This is a genomic window from Amycolatopsis sp. NPDC051071 (assembly GCF_040682875.1).
Taxonomy (GTDB): domain Bacteria; phylum Actinomycetota; class Actinomycetes; order Mycobacteriales; family Pseudonocardiaceae; genus Amycolatopsis.
Window position 1 is genome coordinate 1 of the sequence record NZ_JBFBBY010000163.1, and the last position, 16,117, is coordinate 16,117.

Consider the following 16,117-nt stretch of genomic DNA (forward strand, 5'->3'; position numbering starts at 1 on the left):
CCGAGTACGACCCGGTACGAGGCCGAAGGGCCCACACCACCAGGAACCACCTGGATCACGAACCCCATCGAACAGATTTGCCAGACACGCCCTAACCCCAACGAACAGATTTGCCAGACACTAGTTCCGGTAGATGGTCAGCGCGCTGGGCCTCGACCGGAAGCGGAAGTCGTGGCCGAGTGGGCCGACCTCGCCGTCGGTGGCCACGCGGCGGTTGCCGTTGAGCAGCCGGACGTGGAGTTCCGGGACGTCGAGTTCCTGGTAGACGTGGCTGGCGTTGAGGGTGTTCGTGATCGTGGCGAGGATGAACCGGGCACGCGAGTACGGCAGGTCGGCACGCAGGTAACGCACGTCGAGCAGGCCGGTGTCCAGTGCCGGTCGGTGCGAGGGCGCGAAGCCCTTCGGCGCGTAGGTGCCGTTGCCGACGAACAGCAGCCAGATGCTCGTGTTCTTGCCGTTCAGGGTCACTTCAAGCGGCTTCGCGCGCCGAAGCGTGCGGGCCAGCGCGATCGCGGCGGACGGCCACTTCGGGTGCCGCTTCTGCAGCCTTTCCCGTATCCGCACCATTTCCGGGTAGCCGCCGAGGCTGGCGGTGTTGACGAAGTGGCGGTGGTCATCGTCGTCGTTGATCTCGACCTCGCCGAGGTCGACCCCGACAGCGTTGCCTGCCGCGGTCGCGGCATCGGCGTCGGGCATCGAGCGCATGCCGACGTCGCGGGCGAAGTGGTTGAGGGTGCCGGCCGGGATGAGCGCGAGCGGCAGGTCGTGGTCGGCCGCGACGGAGGCCACCGCGGCGACCGTCCCGTCACCGCCGGCGACGCCGAGCGCGCGGACGGTGTTGTCGCGGGCGGTGATCTCGTCGACGAGCTGTTCCCGCAGGTCCCGCTTGGGGTCCGGATACAGGATGGTCGCCTTGGGCCAGGCGAAGCGGGCTTCGTCGGTCGGGTCGTGGCCGTCGATTCCCGAATGCGGGTTGACCAGGACGAGCATGTCCTCGCCGTCGCGCATCTCCGGCGCGTCGGCGGTGTGCGCCGTGAGGCCGGGGACGTCGGGGTTCAGCGGCCACCAGTGCCGGGTGAGCAGTCCCGCGCCGACGCCGATGCCGATTCCCACGCCGACGTCGCTGGGCCAGTGGACCCCGGTGTGGACCCGCGAATACGCCACGGCGGCGGCCAGCGGCACGAGGGCCGCGCCGGTTTTGGGCGACTCCATCGCCACGGCCGTGACGAAGGCCGCCGCGGACGCCGAGTGGCCGGACGGGAACGACGACGACGTCGGACGGCGGACGAGGCGCCGGTGCATCGGCACCTGTTCGGCTGCGGGACGACGGCGGGGGAACAGGGGTTTGCCGATCAGGTTCGCCGCCGCGCTCGCGCCGGCGATGGCGGCCACACCGCGGAGCGCGCCCCGGCGTGTCGGACCTTTCTTGGTGGCCAGCAGGATCGCGACACACCACCAGAGCTTGGATTTGTCCGCACTTTTCGAGAGCGACGTGATCACGTCGTCGGCTCTGGTCATCGGTAGCGCCGCGCTACGGCCCATCAGCCGCCGGTCGGTGCTCCCGACCTTGCGGAAAGGGCGCTTGAGCTGCTTTAACACGGTTTCACCGCTTCCGGGTCGGGGTGTCATGTGCGTGATACCCGATCGGGACTATTCGCACACCATTCACCGAACGCAACGTACCGACCGCGTGTCGACGCCCGAACGGCGCACCTTCAGCGGGTCCTCACCGCCTACTCTGGTGGGATGCAGCGGCGGATCTTTGGCATCGAGACCGAGTTCGGGGTCACGTGCACCTTTCACGGGCAACGCAGGCTCTCCCCGGACGAAGTGGCGCGTTACCTGTTTCGGCGTGTCGTGTCCTGGGGACGTTCGTCGAACGTCTTCCTGTCGAACGGCTCCCGGCTCTATCTCGACGTGGGCTCCCACCCGGAATACGCCACGGCCGAATGCGACGACCTCGTCCAGCTCGTCACGCATGACAAGGCAGGCGAGCGGATCCTGGAGGATCTCCTGGTCGACGCGGAGCGACGGCTGGCGGACGAGGGCATTGGCGGCGACATCTTCCTGTTCAAGAACAACACCGACTCGGCGGGCAACTCCTACGGCTGTCACGAGAACTACCTCGTGACCCGTGCCGGCGAGTTCTCCCGGATCGCGGACGTACTGCTGCCGTTCCTGGTGACCAGGCAGCTGATCTGTGGTGCGGGCAAGGTACTGCAGACGCCACGCGGCGCGGTGTACTGCCTGTCCCAGCGAGCGGAACACATCTGGGAAGGCGTCTCCAGCGCGACCACGCGTTCGCGCCCGATCATCAACACCCGCGACGAGCCGCATGCCGACGCCGAGCGGTACCGACGCCTGCACGTGATCGTCGGCGACTCGAACATGGCCGAGCCGACGACGTTGCTGAAGGTCGGCTCGGCGAACCTGGTGCTGGAGATGATCGAGGCAGGCGTCCAGTTCCGCGACTTCACGCTGGACAACCCGATAAGGGCGATTCGCGAGATCAGTCACGACCTCACCGGCCGCCGCCAGGTGCGGCTGGCAGGCGGCCGTGAGGCGTCAGCGCTGGACATCCAGCGCGAGTACCACGCCCGCGCCGTCCAGCACGTCAAGGAGACCGGTTCCTCGCCGCAGTCCGAGCGGGTCGTCGAGCTGTGGGGCCGGGCGCTCGAGGCCGTCGAGGAGCAGGACTTCAGCAAGATCGACACCGAGATCGACTGGGCGATCAAGCACCGGCTGGTCGAGCGCTATCGCGCCAAGCACGACCTCGACCTGTCGAGCCCGCGGATCGCGCAGATCGACCTGGCCTACCACGACATCCGGCGTGGCCGTGGCATCTTCGACCTGCTGCAGCGCAAGGCGCTGGTCCGCCGGGTCACCGAAGACGGCGAGATCGAGGTCGCCAAGGACACCCCGCCGCAGACCACGCGGGCGAAGCTGCGTGGTGACTTCATCGCCGCCGCGCAGGCCGCCGGTCGTGACTTCACCGTGGACTGGGTGCATCTGAAGCTGAACGACCAGGCGCAGCGGACCGTGCTGTGCAAGGACCCGTTCCGTTCGGTGGACGAACGCGTCGAACGGCTCATCTCCTCGCTCTGAAAGTTGCTCCGTGAGGGCCATCTCGAGGGACCCGAAGTCCCTTAAGGTGGCCCTCACGGATCTTCGAGGGAGAGGTACGCCGATGCGTGCGTTGCTGGTCCTGCTGGGAGCGATCGTCCCGTTGGCGTTCTCCGGTGTCGCGCAGGCGGACCCCTGTCCCGATCCCACGTGGACGGACACCCCGACCGGCACGGACGCGCAGTTGCGCGGTCTGTCCGCGGTGGACTCGAAGACGGCGTGGGTCAGCGGCAGCAAGGGCACGATCCTGCGCACCACCGACCGCGGCCGCAGCTGGAAGGCCGTCGCGCCGCCCGGCACCGCGGCGCTCGACTTCCGTGACATCGAAGCCTTCGACGCCGATCACGCCGTCGCCCTGTCCATCGGGCCCGGTGACGCGTCCCGCGTCTACCGCACCGATGACGGCGGAAAGAGCTGGTGACTGTCCTTCCAGAACAGTGAGCCCACCGCCTTCTACGACTGCATCGCGTTCTTCGACCACCACCGCGGTCTCGCGATGAGTGACCCGGTCGACGGCAAGTTCCGCCTGCGGTCCACTTCGGACGGTGGCCGTACGTGGAAGCCCGTGCCCGCCGAGGGGATGGTCCCCGCGCTGGACGGCGAGTCCGGATTCGCTGCCAGTGGTCAATGCCTGACCACGTCGGGCCCTCGCGACGCCTGGATCGCGACCGGTGGCGGGGCCCGCGCCCGTGTCCTGCATTCCGGTGACGGCGGGCGGACGTGGGAAGCCGCCGACACCCCGTTGCCCAGCGGAGCTTCGGCCGGGGTCTTCTCGGTGACGTTCCGGGATCCGCGCCACGGCGTCGCCATCGGCGGCGACTACGCGGCACCGACCGCGCCCGGCCCCGCGGTCGCGCTCAGCGCGGACAAGGGACGCACTTGGCGAACCCCGTCGGAGGCGCCTGTCGGTTACCGCTCCGGTCTGGCGTGGCTGGGGAACACGGTCCTCGCCGTCGGCCCCGGCGGAAGCGATCTGAGCCCGGACGGCGGACGGCACTGGAAGTCCTTCGACACCGGTTCCCTCGACTCCGTCGACTGCGCACGCGGTGCGTGCTGGGCCAGCGGCGCGAAGGGCAGGGCCGCCCGGCTCGCCGGGGTTTAAGCTCGAAGGACCATGACCGCACAAGCCGAACCCCTGCCGGACACCACCGAGCATCTGGTCGAGGTGCTGAAGGCGCTCGCCAACCCGATCCGGCTCCAGGTGCTCGGGTGGCTGCGCGAGCCCGACCGGCACTTCCCGCCGGAGAACGCGATCGCCGACCAGAACGAGGTCGGCGTCTGCGTGAGCCACCTCCAGGAAAAGCTGGGGCTCGCGCAGTCCACGGTGTCCGCGTACCTGGCCTTGCTGCAGCGTGCCGGGCTCGTGAAGTCCACGCGAGTGGGGAAGTGGACCCACTACCGCCGTGACGAACAGCGGATCGCGCAGCTCGTCGACCTGCTCGGACGGTCCATCTGAACCTCACCGGGAATAACATATCGAGATTCTGCGATACTTCGATATGTTGGACTTCGACGTGAGGAGAGACAGATGGAACTGGGGCGATTCGGTGTCTGGACGTTCGACTTCGAGGAGCAGCCGGCGAGCTTGCTGCGGGATTCGGTCCAGGAGCTGGAAGAACTCGGCTGGCCCGCGATCTGGATCCCGGAACGGGACGGCCGCGAGGCGCTGACCCACGCCGGATTCCTGCTGGCGTCCACCGAACGCATCGCCGTCGTCAACGGGATCGCGCGGATCGAGTCCCGCGGGGCACGCTGGACCCGCGGCGCGGCGCTCCTGCTGGCCGACGCCTATCCGGACCGGCACGTCCTGGGGCTCGGCTTCGGCGGCGCGCGTCCCGGCGTCAAGCCGTTGCGGGCGATGAGCGACTACCTCGACGAATTCGACGCGGTCACCAGCGCCAACCCACTGCCCGCCGCGCCGATCCGGCGCCTGCTGGCCGCGTACGGACCGAAGATGCTCGGACTCGCGCGTGACCGGTCCGAGGGCGCGCACACTTACCACGTGACCGTGGAGCACACCGCCAAGGCGAGGGAAGTGCTGGGGGACAAGGCCTTCCTCGGCGTCGAGCACGCCGTGCTGTTCGAGACGGATCCCGCCAAGGCGCGTGAGATCGCCCGCGAGCACCTGCACGTGTACCTGACGTCGGAGTACAACGTCGCGAAGTTCCTCCGCCTCGGCTACACCGAAACCGACATCGACAACGGCCATGGCAGCGACCGGCTCGTCGACGACCTGGTGTTCTGGGGTGACCTCGACACCGTCACCGCGAAACTACGCGGCCACCTGGACGCCGGAGCCGACCACGTCGGAGTCCAGGTCATCGGCGTCGCGCCGGGTGAGTCGGCCATGCCGCATTGGCGGCGGCTGGCCGAAGCACTGCTGCCTCACCGCGTCGCGGGCTAACGGACCTGCCCGGTCGGGCGGACCACGATCTCGTTGACGTCGACCGAGGGCGGTTGCTCCAGCGCGTAAAGCACCGCCCGCGCGATGTCGTCGGGTTCGAGCTTCGGCTTACCTTTCGCGTCCTCGGGGATCATCGTGGTGTCGACCAGGCCCGGTTGCACCACGGTGACCCGGACGCCGGTGCCGACGGCTTCCTCGCGGATGGATCCGGCGAGCCCGGTCACGGCCCATTTCGTCGCCGAGTAGAGGTTGCCGGGCCGGTGGTACCGCCCGGCAACCGAACCGGTGAGCACCAGGTGCCCCTTCGACTCGGCCAGCGACGGCAGGGTCGCCCGTGCGGTGAGCGCGGTGCCGTAGACGTTGGTCAGCACCATGTCCCGCCACTGCTCGGGTTCCGCTCCGCCGTCGCCGAAGAACGACACCACGACACTCTGTCCGGCATTGGCGAACACCGCGTCCAGCCGTCCGAAGGTCTCTTTCACCGTCTCGACGGCGGACGACAGCGAACTCCACTCGGTGACGTCCACGGCGAGCGCGAGGGCGCGGTCCTCGCCGAACTCGGCGACGAGGGGGAGTAGCGCCTCGCGGTCGCGGGAGAGCAACGCGAGCCGGTATCCGGCGGCCGCGGCCCGGCGTGCGGTGGCTTCGCCGAGCCCTCTGGAGGCGCCGGTGATCAGCAGTACTCGATCGTTCATACCTCCAAGCTATTCGGCGGGCGGCGTGTAGGTGTCCCACTGGGGTACCGGTTCACCGATGAGGGCGGCGCCGAGCCGGTCGAGGTAGAAGTGCCAGCCCTTGAGGATGTCCGAGGCATCCCACTCGGACTTGGGCATCCGGTGCGCGAAGTCGAGTACCGTGCCCGCGCCTCGCGGGGTCAAGGTCAATTCAATCCGCCACGCCGGCTGGCCGGGCACGTCCAGCTCCACGACCAGCCGTTTCGGCGGATCGCATTCGCGGATGACGGCGGGTCCCGGTTCGGAGCCCTCCTCCGCGGTCATCAACAGCATGATCGTGTTGCCGACCCCGGCCTCACCCGTCCACGTACCGATCCAGCGCGCCATGCGATCGGATTCGGTGAGCGCCGACCAGACGTCGTCGATGGGATCCGGGTACTCGCGCCGGAGTTCGAGCAGGGTCTCTTCGCTGTCCATCGGGCGAAGATAACCTCAGCCTTAATTAAGCGTCAACTTATTCGTTGGTCAGGACGAGGCGGCCGCGGAGCCGCCCGCGGCCAAGTGTTCATCTGCCTTCACCGCCTCGCCCAAGGGAAAGGTGCCCGCGACCCGCAGAGTCAGCGCGCCGTCGTCCGCCAACCCAGCGCGGCGCCGTTCAGCGGCAGGGTCGCGGCCTCCACTGTGGACACGGACGCCGGAGCGGCGGCGTCGCCCGGCGCGAAACTGGTGACACCGGCACCTCGGCGAACTCCAGTACCTCCGGGCCACCGAACCGGTGGACCACCACCGCGCGCGTCGTTTTCCTCCCAAGGGTCGTTTCGAGCAAACCTATGGGGAGTTACTCTCCATCGGGAAGTACGCACCTCGAGGTGTCCAACCCACGCGGAGGTACGGCGAACCGTGGTCACACGCACGGCACAAGAACGGCGGAACGACGAGAAGCAGACCTACGACGCCTATCTCGCGGCCTGCCCGGCCCGGAAGCTGCTCGACGAGGTCTCGGGCAAATGGGTCAGCCTCATCCTCGTCGCACTCGGCGACGGACCCCAGCGCTACAGCGACCTCTCGCGCCGCATCGCGGGTGTCAGCCAGAAGATGCTCACCCAGACCCTGCGGGCACTGGAACGGGACGGCCTGCTGACCCGGACCGTCACGCCGTGTGTACCGGTCCGCGTCGACTACGAACTCACCGATCTCGGCCGGAGCCTCCTGCGGCTGGTGGCCGGGATCAAGGAGTGGGCGGAGACGCATTTCGACGAGGTCGACGCCGCCAGGGACGGTTACGACGCGCGATCGGCGGCTGTCACCATCGGGGCGGACGGCGAGGGCTAGGGTTACCCGGGTGTCCACCGCACGCGCCGAACGATTGGTCAACCTGGTCCTCGCCCTCCTGTCCACCCGGCAGTACCTCACCGCCGAGCGGATCCGGGGGATCGTGCCCGGGTACGCCGACGCGGCCAGCGACGAGGCCTACTTCCGCATGTTCGAGCGCGACAAAACCGAACTGCGCGAACTCGGCATCCCGCTGGAGACCGGCCGCAATTCCGCCTTCGACGGGATCGACGGCTACCGCATCGCACGCCGCGACTACGAACTCGGTGAAATCGACCTCGCGCCCGACGAAGCGACCGCCGTCGGCCTCGCCGTCCGGCTCTGGGACTCGCCGGAACTGACCGGTGAGGCACAGGGCGCGCTGGTGAAACTCCGCGCCGCCGGGGTCGAGGTGGACGACAACGCCCCAACCGTCGTCGAGCCCCGCGTCCGCGCCGAATCCGCGTTCGGCCCGCTGCTCGCCGCCGTCCAGGCCGGGCAGGCGGTGCGCTTCGAGTACCGGCGCAGTGGTTCGGCCGAACGCAAGATCCGCACCCTCGAACCCTGGGGTGTGGTGTCCTGGCGCGCCCGCTGGTACGTCGTCGGGCACGACCGCGACCGCGGGGCGTCCCGCTGTTTCCGGCTCTCCCGCGTCACCGGGAAGGTCGAGCCCGTCGGGAAACCCGGCGTCGTCGAACGACCGGACGGAGTCAACCTCCTGCGGATGGTTTCGGCCAGCAGCACCGAGGACCCGTCCGCGGCGACCACCGCCAGCGTCTGGGTCGCCGACGGCCGGGCCGCCGGGGTCCGCCGCCGAGGCCGTGTCGTCGGCCGCAGCGACGCCGGGGGAGAAGAAGGCGACCTCGTGGAGATCGAGCTGTACTACCCCGAATCCGCCGCCGACTGGCTCACCGCCCACGGCCCGGACATCCTGGTGCTCGAACCGGAAGTCCTCGCGAAGTCCGTCTTCAGCCGCCTCGAGGCCATCGCGCACGCCGGTGGTGCCCGATGAGCGCCACCGGGCGGATGCCGCGCCTGCTCGCGCTCGTGCCATACCTGCTCGCCCGGCCCGGTATCAAGATCACCGACGCCGCCCACGATTTCGACGTCACGCCCAAGCAGCTCCGCAAGGACCTCGAACTGCTCTGGATGTGCGGGCTGCCCGGCTACGGCCCCGGCGACCTGATCGACCTGTCCTTCGAAGGCGACACGATTGTCGTCACCCACGACGCCGGGATGAACCGCCCCTTGCGCCTCACCGGCGGTGAGGCGACGGCGATGCTCGTCGCCCTGCGCGCACTGGCCGAGACGCCCGGTGTGGTCGACGCGGACGCCGTCCGCCGTGCCATCGCGAAGATCGAGGCCGCGGCAGGTCAGGCCCAGCCGTCCGGAGTCGTCGTCGGCGGCGGAGTCCGCGAAGGCAAGAAGACAGCCAGCACCCGCGAAGCCGTCCGAGCCGCCCTGACCGCGAAGCGCGCGCTGCGGATCCGGTACTACACCGCGTCCAAGGACGAAATCACCGAGCGCACCGTCGACCCGATGCGGTTGCTCATCGTCCAGGCCGTCGGCTACCTCGAAGCGTGGTGCCGCCGCGCTGAAGACGTCCGGCTGTTCCGGCTGGATCGCATCGACGAACTCACCGTGCTCGACGAGCCCGCCGTGCCGCCGGCGCACGCCCGGCCGACCGACATCTCCGACGGCGTTTTCCGGCTTCGTCCCGATCAGCAGGAAGCCGTTCTCGTCCTTGACCCGGACAAACGCTGGGTAGCCGAGTACTACCCGTGCGACGAACTCGACGAGCTCGACGGCGGGCGCCTGCGCATCCGGATGCGGTACGCCGACGAGTCGTGGATGGTCCGGCTGATCCTCGGTCTTGGCGGAGACGCGCAGGTCGAGAGCCCGGTCACGCTCGGAGAGGCGGTTCGTCGACGGGCGGCCGACGCGCTGGCGCGGGCTCGTCACCTTGCGTCAACCTACGAGCAGTAAGGTGACGCCGTGTCGTACCTGCCGAGCATCGCGCTCGCCGTCATCGGGCTGATCGCTCTCTTCATTTTGCTCATCAAGCTACGCGGAGTCTTGCGCGTGCTCACCCATACGATGAGCATGGTGGCTACGAACACCCAAAAACGGACAGGGCTCCTTCGCGCCCGGTCTGCCGCGCTTCGCGTGGCGATCGAGCGACGACGTGGGCCCGAAGACCGGTAACATCACACCAAGAGACTCGAGAAGGAGGCCGCAAACGATGAACGCGCTGCAGCCGTGGCACATCATCATCCTGGTGCTCGTCGTTGTCCTGCTGTTCGGCGCCAAGAGGCTTCCGGACGCCGCGCGGTCCATCGGCAAGTCCATGAAGATCTTCAAGGCCGAGACCAAGGACATGGCCGGGGACAAGGACAAGGCCGCCGAGACCGAAGAGGTCGAGACCAAGCAGCTGCCGCAGGCCACCACGCCCGCGCCCGCCGCCGCCGATGCCGCGCAGGACAAGCAGGTCGCCGACCTCCAGCGCCAGCTCGACGACCTCAAGAAGCAGCAGGCCGCCACGCCCGCTCCGGCCGAGCAGGCGCACAAGAACGCCAGCTGAACGTTCTTGGCAAGCAGCTTTTAGCTAGAAGCTTCTAGCCAGCAGCTTCTAGCCAGACAAGCGGAGCCTGTTCGCGGATGAGCGCGCCGAAGTCACGGCGCGCTCATGGTGGACCCTGACGAGAACGGACTGTCCAGTGGCGGATTCCGCCTCCGGTGAGGAGCGCCGCGGCACGAAGCGGCGCAAGCGCGGCCGTCGGAGCAACCCCGACGGCACGATGACGCTCATCGAGCACATCTACGAGTTCCGGCGCCGTCTGGGCTTCGCACTGCTCGCCATCGTGACCGGCGGGATCCTCGGTTTCCTCTGGTTCCAGACCAAGGTCGGCCCGATCCCGTCGCTTGGCGACATCATGACCGGCCCGTACTGCGGAATCCCTTGGCAGCGCAGGCTCGGTGGTACCCCGACCGGCCATTGCCAGCTGCTCCAGACAGTGCCGTTCGAAGCCTTCATGATCCAGCTGAAGGTCGGTCTCGCCGCGGGCGCGGTGCTGTTCGCGCCGCTGTGGCTCTATCAGGTCTGGGCGTTCATCGCACCCGGCCTTTACTCGAAGGAGCGCAAGTACGCGCTCACCTTCGTCTTCTTCGCGTCGATCCTCTTCGCCTCCGGCGCCGTGCTCGCGTACCTGCTCATCCCGCACGCTCTCGAACTGCTGATGAACTTCGGTGGCGACCAGTTCATCACCGCCCTCACCGGTGACAAGTACATCTCGTTCATCCTGTCGCTGCTGCTGATCTTCGGGGTCAGCTTCGAACTCCCGCTGCTCGTGGTGATGCTGAACCGGGTCGGCGTCCTGAAGTACCAGATGCTGAAGAAGTGGCGCCGCGGCCTGATCATGGTGCTGTTCGTCTTCGCCGCCTTCGCCACGCCCGGTTCGGATCCGTTCTCGATGATCGGACTGGCGGCCGCGCTGATCGTGCTGCTGGAGATCTCCATCCAGATCGCGCGCTTCCACGACCGCAAACTCGACAAGGACCGCGGCACCGAAGGCTGGGACAAGCTCGACGACGACGAGGCCGCGCCGTTCGACTACACGCCGAGCTCGATCGACGACGAACCCTCGACCACCACCGGTGGCAAGCGCAACAGCACCGACGACGTCACCTGATCCGGCGATGCACGCGGCACTGGCCGTCCACCCCGCGTCCGGCAACGGCGCCGCGGGACGGTTGATGGAGTCGGTCGCGGCGCGGCTTCGGCCCGTCGTCGACCGGCTCGACGTCCTCGTCGCCGACACGGTCGAGGAATCCCGCGCGCTGATGACCGGCTCGCGCGGGGCCGGGCTGGACCTGCTCGTCGTCCTCGGCGGTGACGGGGCGGCACACGAAGGAATCCAGTTTTGCGCCGAATCCGGTGTCGCGCTGGGTGTCGTCCCCGCGGGTACCGGCAACGACTTCGCCAGGGCGCTCGGAATCCCTGGGGAACCGCACGCCGCCGTCGACGCGCTGGCGAGGGCACTCGCCGCCGGGAAACGCCGCCGGATCGACCTCGGCCGGGTCGGCGACGAATGGTTCGGCACCGTCCTGTGCTGCGGGTTCGACGCCCTCGTCACCGAACGCGCCAACCGGCTGCGCTGGCCACCGGGCCCGCGGCGCTACGACGTCGCGATCTTCGCCGAACTCGCCGCGTTCCGGCCCCGGCCGGTCCTGCTCCGCACCGAGGTCGAGACCCTCGAACTCGACGCCACCATGATCGCGGTCGGCAACACGCCGTTCTACGGCGGCGGCATGCGGATCTGTCCCGGCGCCGATCCCGAGGACGGCCTGTTCGACGTCACTGTCGTGGGCAACGCGACCCGGCGCGACCTGCTCCGGATGCTGCCCGGCGTCCGCTCCGGGCAGCACGTCACGCATCCGATGGTGCGGACCCTCAAAGCCAGCGAAATCCACCTCGACGGCAGCGACCTGCCCGTCTACGCCGACGGCGAACCGCTGGGCAGGCTGCCGATCGACATCACCTGCGTCCCCGGCGCGCTCACCGTCGTCGGCTGACACCGGCGTAGCCGCCCGCACGCCACACCTGGCCACGGAACGTCGTGGCCGACATCAGGTCGCCACGCGGGAAGAACACGCCACCGCACCGATGGCAGAACCACGCCTGCCGCCAGTAGGCCAGCGCGTCCGGGACGCCTCGGCGGATCCGCGCGTTGCGCCGCAGCCGGAGCACGAACAGCACCGCGAAGAGCGCGACCAGCGCGAAGGCGCCGAAGGGGAAGATCCACGCCCCGATCGCCGCTCCGACGCGTCCGCCCGCCGTCGGCGCGGGGTTCTCGGCGAGCACGTCGGTGGCGAACGAGACGAACACGAACGCGGGAATCAGCATGAAGAGCGCCAGTGCCAGGAAACAGCCGCCGCCGCGGAGCACCGGATAGGGGTTGAGCGCGGCCGCCGTCGCGGTCACCGAAACCCCGCGGTGCGTCGTCGCCGTGTAGACCACGCCGTCGCCTGCCGGGACGGCCGTCATCGGCCCCTGCACCCGGTAGGTGGTCTGCCCGCCCTGGAACACCGCCGGCACGCTCTGCACCTGGTCGACCTGCGCGCACTGCGGGCAAGCGATCTCCATGGCATCCCCTCCCGATCACGAATCGGGCCCTTGGATGCGGCAGGGGTGGACACCGTTCCCGGGACCGTGTAATTCCCGAGATAGAGCTCCCAGGCGGGCCAGATCCGCAGCATTCTGGCGTGTTCCGCCTTCAAGCACGCATGTTTCCCCCTCAAGCACGCGAGTTCCGCCCTCAAGCACGCATGTTCCGCCTTCAAGCACGCGCGACGTCGCGACCTGGCGTCGCGTGCCCTGCCGTTTGACGTTCTTCGCCTCGTCATCGCGTGCTTGAAGACGTAACTCGCGTGCTTGGGGACGTAACTCGCGTGCTTGAAGGCGGAACTCACGTGACGGCAGTGCACTGGGTCCGCGACGTCACCTACCGCGAAGACACCTCCCAGGTCCGCACCGGAAACGCCCCCCGCATCATGGCCGGACTACGCAACCTCATCATCAGCGCACTCCGACTCGACGGACACACCAACATCGCCGCCGCACTACGCCACAACGCCCGCGACTTCACCCGACCACTAACATCCCGGGATCGTCACACCGAGTGCGAACTGTCGGTGGGGTATGGAACCCTGACGAAGTGGTCAACAGCCCTTCTCAGACCCCGGCCGAGGCGTACGCAGCCTCCCAGCGCCGCGCTCAGTACCCCCAGCTGACCCGGTTCGCCGCGGAAGCTTCGTTCGAGTTCGACGACTTCCAGATCCGTGGCTGCGAGGCGCTCGAAGACGGACACGGCGTGCTCGTCTGCGCGCCCACCGGCGCCGGGAAGACCGTGGTCGGCGAATTCGCGGTGCACCTCGCCCTGTCCAAGGGCCGCAAGTGCTTCTACACGACACCCATCAAGGCGCTGTCGAATCAGAAGTACGCCGATCTCGTGGCCCGCTACGGCGCGGACGCCGTCGGCCTGCTCACCGGTGACACCTCGATCAACGGCAACGCGCAGGTCGTGGTCATGACCACCGAGGTCCTGCGCAACATGCTCTACGCCGGATCGTCGACCATCGACGAACTCGCCTACGTCGTGATGGACGAGGTCCACTATCTCGCCGACCGGTTCCGCGGCGCGGTCTGGGAAGAGGTCATCCTCCACCTGCCCGAGCACGTCCGCGTGGTCGGCTTGTCCGCCACGGTGAGCAACGCCGAGGAGTTCGGCGAATGGCTTGTCGAGGTCCGCGGCGACACCTCGGTCGTCGTCGACGAACACCGTCCGGTGCCGCTGTGGCAGCACATGCTGGTCGGCAACCGGCTGATGGACTTGTTCGCCGGGCAGGAGGAGCACGCGCCGGGGGCGGAGCTGCTGATCAACCCCAGCCTGCTGCGGCGTACCGAAGAGGTCGGCCGGTCGTTCGCCCCGGCGGGCCTGCGGGGTCCGCGAGGGCGTCGCGGGGCGCCGTCCAGGATGCCGCGGTTCCGGCCGCCGTCCCGGCTCGACACCATCGAACGCCTGGACAGCGCCGGACTGCTCCCGGCGATCGTGTTCATCTTCTCCCGCGCCGGCTGCGATGCCGCCGTCGCCCAGTGCGTGCGGTCCGGCCTGCGCCTCAACGGGCCGGAAGAGGTCGAGAAGGTGCGGCGGATCGTCGCCGAACGCACCAAGGACCTGCCGGAAGGCGACCTCGGCGTCCTCGGTTTCTGGGAGTGGCGCGAGGCGCTCGAACGCGGCATCGCCGGGCACCACGCCGGACTGCTCCCGGCGTTCAAGGAGACCGTCGAGGAGCTGTTCGTCCAGGGCCTGGTGAAGGCCGTGTTCGCCACCGAGACGCTCGCGCTCGGCATCAACATGCCCGCCCGCACCGTCGTCCTGGAACGGCTGGTCAAGTACAACGGCGAGGCGCACGTCGACCTGACGCCGGGGGAGTACACGCAGCTCACCGGGCGCGCCGGGCGGCGCGGGATCGACGTCGAGGGCCACGCCGTCGTCGCTTGGCAGCCGGGGATCGACCCGAAGCAGGTCGGCGGCCTCGCCTCGACCCGGACGTACCCGCTGCGCTCGTCGTTCCGGCCGGGTTACAACATGGCGGTGAACCTGGTCGCCCAGGTCGGCGCCGAGGCGGCCCGTGAGCTGCTGGAACAGTCGTTCGCGCAGTTCCAGGCCGACCGGTCGGTGGTCGGTATGGCGCGGCGGATCGAACGGAACAAGGAAGCCCTGCGGGGCTACACCTCGGCCATCACCGGCGACTTCGACCAGATGCTCGAGTACGTCGAGCTGCGTGCGAAGATCTCGGCCCGGGAGAAGGCACTCTCGCGGCAGAACACCTCCGCGCGCCGGGCAGGCACGGCCGAGTCGCTGGAGAAGCTCCGCAAGGGCGACGTCATCGCCGTGCCCGCCGGCAGGCGCGCGGGGCTCGCGGTCGTCGTCGACCCGGGGCTCGACCCGATCCGCGAACCGCGGCCCGTCGTGGTCACCGAGGACCGCTGGTCCGGCCCGCTCTCGGTGTCCGACTTCCCGTCGCCGGTCGAGGCCCTGGGCAACATCAAGCTGCCGAAGCAAATCGAGCTGCGCTCGCCCAAGACACGTCGTGACATCGCCGCGACTCTTCGCAACGCCGGAATCTCCTTGCCCGGCAGGCAAAAGCGCCGCGCCGGGGCCAATGAGGACGGTGAGCTGGCCTCGCTGCGGCAAGCACTGCGCGCGCATCCGTGCCACGGACTCGCCGAACGCGAGGCGAACCTGCGCTGGGTCGAGCGGTACCAGCGGCTCTCGGCCGAGACCGAGCAACTGGAACGCAAGGTCGCCGCGACCACGCACTCGCTCGCACGCGCCTTCGATCGCATCCTGCGGCTGCTCGGCGAGCGCGGCTACATCGGCCCGAAGTCGAAGGGAGACGGCGAGGACCGCGTGACCGAACACGGCAAGCGGCTCACCCGTCTCTACAGCGAGTCCGATCTGCTGGCCGCCGAATGCATCCGGAACGACGTCTGGAAGGACCTCACCCCCGCCGAACTCGCCGCCGTCGTCTCGACGCTGGTCTTCGAGGCCCGGCGCGACACGGCGGGGGAGCCGCGGCTGCCCGCCGGCAAGGTCCTCGACGCCTGGCAGGCCACCACGCGGCTGTGGGTCGAACTGACCGAGGACGAGCGGCGCCACAAACTAAACCGCACCCGCGAGCCCGACGCCGGTTTCGCGTGGCCGGTCTACCGCTGGGCGCGGGGCGAATCGCTGGAGAAGGTCCTCACCGCCGCCGAGGCGAACGGCCAGGAACTCTCCGCCGGCGACTTCGTGCGCTGGTCACGGCAGGTCATCGACCTGCTGGACCAGATCCGTGACGTCCTCGGGAAGGCCGATCCGGTCGGTGCGGCCGCGTCGGACGCGGTCAAGGCCCTGCGGCGGGGCGTGGTGGCGGCCGGGGGCGCCTAGCGACCTTGGGTCGTGAGTGGCAAAGACGGTTCTAACGAGGGTCAAGGCAAATATGGCTTGACCGAGTCTCTGTCTTGAGGTCGTGAGGTCTGCTTCGCGAGCTTCAAGGCAGA

General features: G+C 68.8%; 15 protein-coding genes and 1 pseudogene. 12 read left to right on the forward strand and 4 right to left on the reverse strand.

Annotated features, from left to right (window positions below; all coding sequences use genetic code 11):
- Positions 1-120: 120 nt before the first annotated feature.
- The gene (locus AB0M65_RS33920) at positions 121-1,599 is read right to left on the reverse strand and encodes a phosphatase PAP2 family protein (RefSeq protein ID WP_364037095.1); all 1,479 of its coding nucleotides are present in this window, start codon (positions 1,597-1,599) and stop codon (positions 121-123) included.
- A 147-nt stretch (positions 1,600-1,746) separates the two neighbouring features.
- Here AB0M65_RS33920 and pafA point away from each other — a divergent pair, with 147 nt between their 5' ends.
- The 4 genes and pseudogenes from pafA to AB0M65_RS33940 all read left to right on the forward strand — a co-directional run bounded on the left by pafA (position 1,747) and on the right by AB0M65_RS33940 (position 5,527).
- The gene (pafA, locus tag AB0M65_RS33925) at positions 1,747-3,105 is read left to right on the forward strand and encodes a Pup--protein ligase (protein WP_364037098.1); all 1,359 of its coding nucleotides are present in this window, start codon (positions 1,747-1,749) and stop codon (positions 3,103-3,105) included.
- Between the two features lie 82 nt (positions 3,106-3,187).
- Positions 3,188-4,225, forward strand: a pseudogene (locus AB0M65_RS33930) (oxidoreductase).
- A 12-nt stretch (positions 4,226-4,237) separates the two neighbouring features.
- The gene (locus AB0M65_RS33935; RefSeq protein WP_364037101.1) at positions 4,238-4,579 is read left to right on the forward strand and encodes a metalloregulator ArsR/SmtB family transcription factor; all 342 of its coding nucleotides are present in this window, start codon (positions 4,238-4,240) and stop codon (positions 4,577-4,579) included.
- Positions 4,580-4,651: 72 nt separating this feature from the next.
- Positions 4,652-5,527: a TIGR03620 family F420-dependent LLM class oxidoreductase gene (locus tag AB0M65_RS33940; RefSeq protein WP_364037104.1), complete on the forward strand. Its 876-nt coding sequence runs from the start codon at positions 4,652-4,654 to the stop codon at positions 5,525-5,527.
- Here AB0M65_RS33940 and AB0M65_RS33945 read toward each other — a convergent pair.
- Together AB0M65_RS33945 and AB0M65_RS33950 are read right to left on the reverse strand one after the other, a co-directional pair.
- Positions 5,524-6,222, reverse strand: coding sequence for an SDR family NAD(P)-dependent oxidoreductase (locus tag AB0M65_RS33945; protein WP_364037107.1), 699 nt, complete (start codon positions 6,220-6,222; stop codon positions 5,524-5,526). The genes AB0M65_RS33940 and AB0M65_RS33945 overlap by 4 nt on opposite strands.
- A gap of 9 nt (positions 6,223-6,231) precedes the next feature.
- Complete coding sequence (locus tag AB0M65_RS33950) at positions 6,232-6,678, reverse strand: SRPBCC family protein (protein WP_364037110.1); 447 nt, start codon at positions 6,676-6,678, stop codon at positions 6,232-6,234.
- Positions 6,679-7,101: 423 nt separating this feature from the next.
- Here AB0M65_RS33950 and AB0M65_RS33955 point away from each other — a divergent pair, with 423 nt between their 5' ends.
- The 7 genes from AB0M65_RS33955 (at position 7,102) to AB0M65_RS33985 (ending at position 12,084) form a co-directional block, all read left to right on the forward strand.
- Positions 7,102-7,533, forward strand: a complete 432-nt coding sequence (locus tag AB0M65_RS33955; protein ID WP_364037113.1) for a helix-turn-helix domain-containing protein — start codon at positions 7,102-7,104, stop codon at positions 7,531-7,533.
- 10 nt (positions 7,534-7,543) lie between these two features.
- Positions 7,544-8,524, forward strand: a complete 981-nt coding sequence (locus AB0M65_RS33960; RefSeq protein ID WP_364037116.1) for a WYL domain-containing protein — start codon at positions 7,544-7,546, stop codon at positions 8,522-8,524.
- Entirely contained in the window at positions 8,521-9,498 is a 978-nt protein-coding gene (locus tag AB0M65_RS33965) for a YafY family protein (protein ID WP_364037119.1), read from the forward strand. The genes AB0M65_RS33960 and AB0M65_RS33965 overlap by 4 nt, the downstream gene beginning before the upstream one ends.
- A 9-nt stretch (positions 9,499-9,507) precedes the next feature.
- Positions 9,508-9,717 (forward strand): bacteriophage holin, encoded by a 210-nt coding sequence (locus AB0M65_RS33970; protein WP_364037122.1) that lies wholly within the window; start codon positions 9,508-9,510, stop codon positions 9,715-9,717.
- 37 nt (positions 9,718-9,754) lie between these two features.
- Positions 9,755-10,093, forward strand: a complete 339-nt coding sequence (gene tatA, locus AB0M65_RS33975; RefSeq protein ID WP_364037125.1) for a Sec-independent protein translocase subunit TatA — start codon at positions 9,755-9,757, stop codon at positions 10,091-10,093.
- A 136-nt stretch (positions 10,094-10,229) separates the two neighbouring features.
- A complete protein-coding gene (tatC, locus tag AB0M65_RS33980) occupies positions 10,230-11,201 on the forward strand; it encodes a twin-arginine translocase subunit TatC (protein ID WP_364037128.1) in 972 nt (323 codons plus the stop codon).
- A gap of 7 nt (positions 11,202-11,208) precedes the next feature.
- Entirely contained in the window at positions 11,209-12,084 is an 876-nt protein-coding gene (locus AB0M65_RS33985) for a YegS/Rv2252/BmrU family lipid kinase (RefSeq protein WP_364037131.1), read from the forward strand.
- Here AB0M65_RS33985 and AB0M65_RS33990 read toward each other — a convergent pair.
- The gene (locus tag AB0M65_RS33990) at positions 12,068-12,655 is read right to left on the reverse strand and encodes a hypothetical protein (protein ID WP_364037134.1); all 588 of its coding nucleotides are present in this window, start codon (positions 12,653-12,655) and stop codon (positions 12,068-12,070) included. The two genes, AB0M65_RS33985 and AB0M65_RS33990, sit on opposite strands and share 17 nt — an antisense overlap.
- A 571-nt stretch (positions 12,656-13,226) precedes the next feature.
- On the opposite strand from AB0M65_RS33990, the gene AB0M65_RS33995 reads away from it, so the two are divergent.
- The gene (locus AB0M65_RS33995; protein ID WP_364037137.1) at positions 13,227-16,004 is read left to right on the forward strand and encodes a DEAD/DEAH box helicase; all 2,778 of its coding nucleotides are present in this window, start codon (positions 13,227-13,229) and stop codon (positions 16,002-16,004) included.
- Positions 16,005-16,117 lie beyond the last annotated feature (113 nt).

What these genes read in the sequence shown, in the direction of transcription:
- pafA (WP_364037098.1), top strand. Translation starts at nt 1,747, where the DNA reads ATGCAGCGGCGGATCTTTGGCATCGAGACCGAGTTCGGGGTCACGTGC.
- AB0M65_RS33935 (WP_364037101.1), top strand. Translation starts at nt 4,238, where the DNA reads ATGACCGCACAAGCCGAACCCCTGCCGGACACCACCGAGCATCTGGTC.
- AB0M65_RS33940 (WP_364037104.1), top strand. Translation starts at nt 4,652, where the DNA reads ATGGAACTGGGGCGATTCGGTGTCTGGACGTTCGACTTCGAGGAGCAG.
- AB0M65_RS33945 (WP_364037107.1), bottom strand. Translation starts at nt 6,222, where the DNA reads ATGAACGATCGAGTACTGCTGATCACCGGCGCCTCCAGAGGGCTCGGC.
- AB0M65_RS33950 (WP_364037110.1), bottom strand. Translation starts at nt 6,678, where the DNA reads ATGGACAGCGAAGAGACCCTGCTCGAACTCCGGCGCGAGTACCCGGAT.
- AB0M65_RS33965 (WP_364037119.1), top strand. Translation starts at nt 8,521, where the DNA reads ATGAGCGCCACCGGGCGGATGCCGCGCCTGCTCGCGCTCGTGCCATAC.
- tatA (WP_364037125.1), top strand. Translation starts at nt 9,755, where the DNA reads ATGAACGCGCTGCAGCCGTGGCACATCATCATCCTGGTGCTCGTCGTT.
- AB0M65_RS33985 (WP_364037131.1), top strand. Translation starts at nt 11,209, where the DNA reads ATGCACGCGGCACTGGCCGTCCACCCCGCGTCCGGCAACGGCGCCGCG.
- AB0M65_RS33990 (WP_364037134.1), bottom strand. Translation starts at nt 12,655, where the DNA reads ATGGAGATCGCTTGCCCGCAGTGCGCGCAGGTCGACCAGGTGCAGAGC.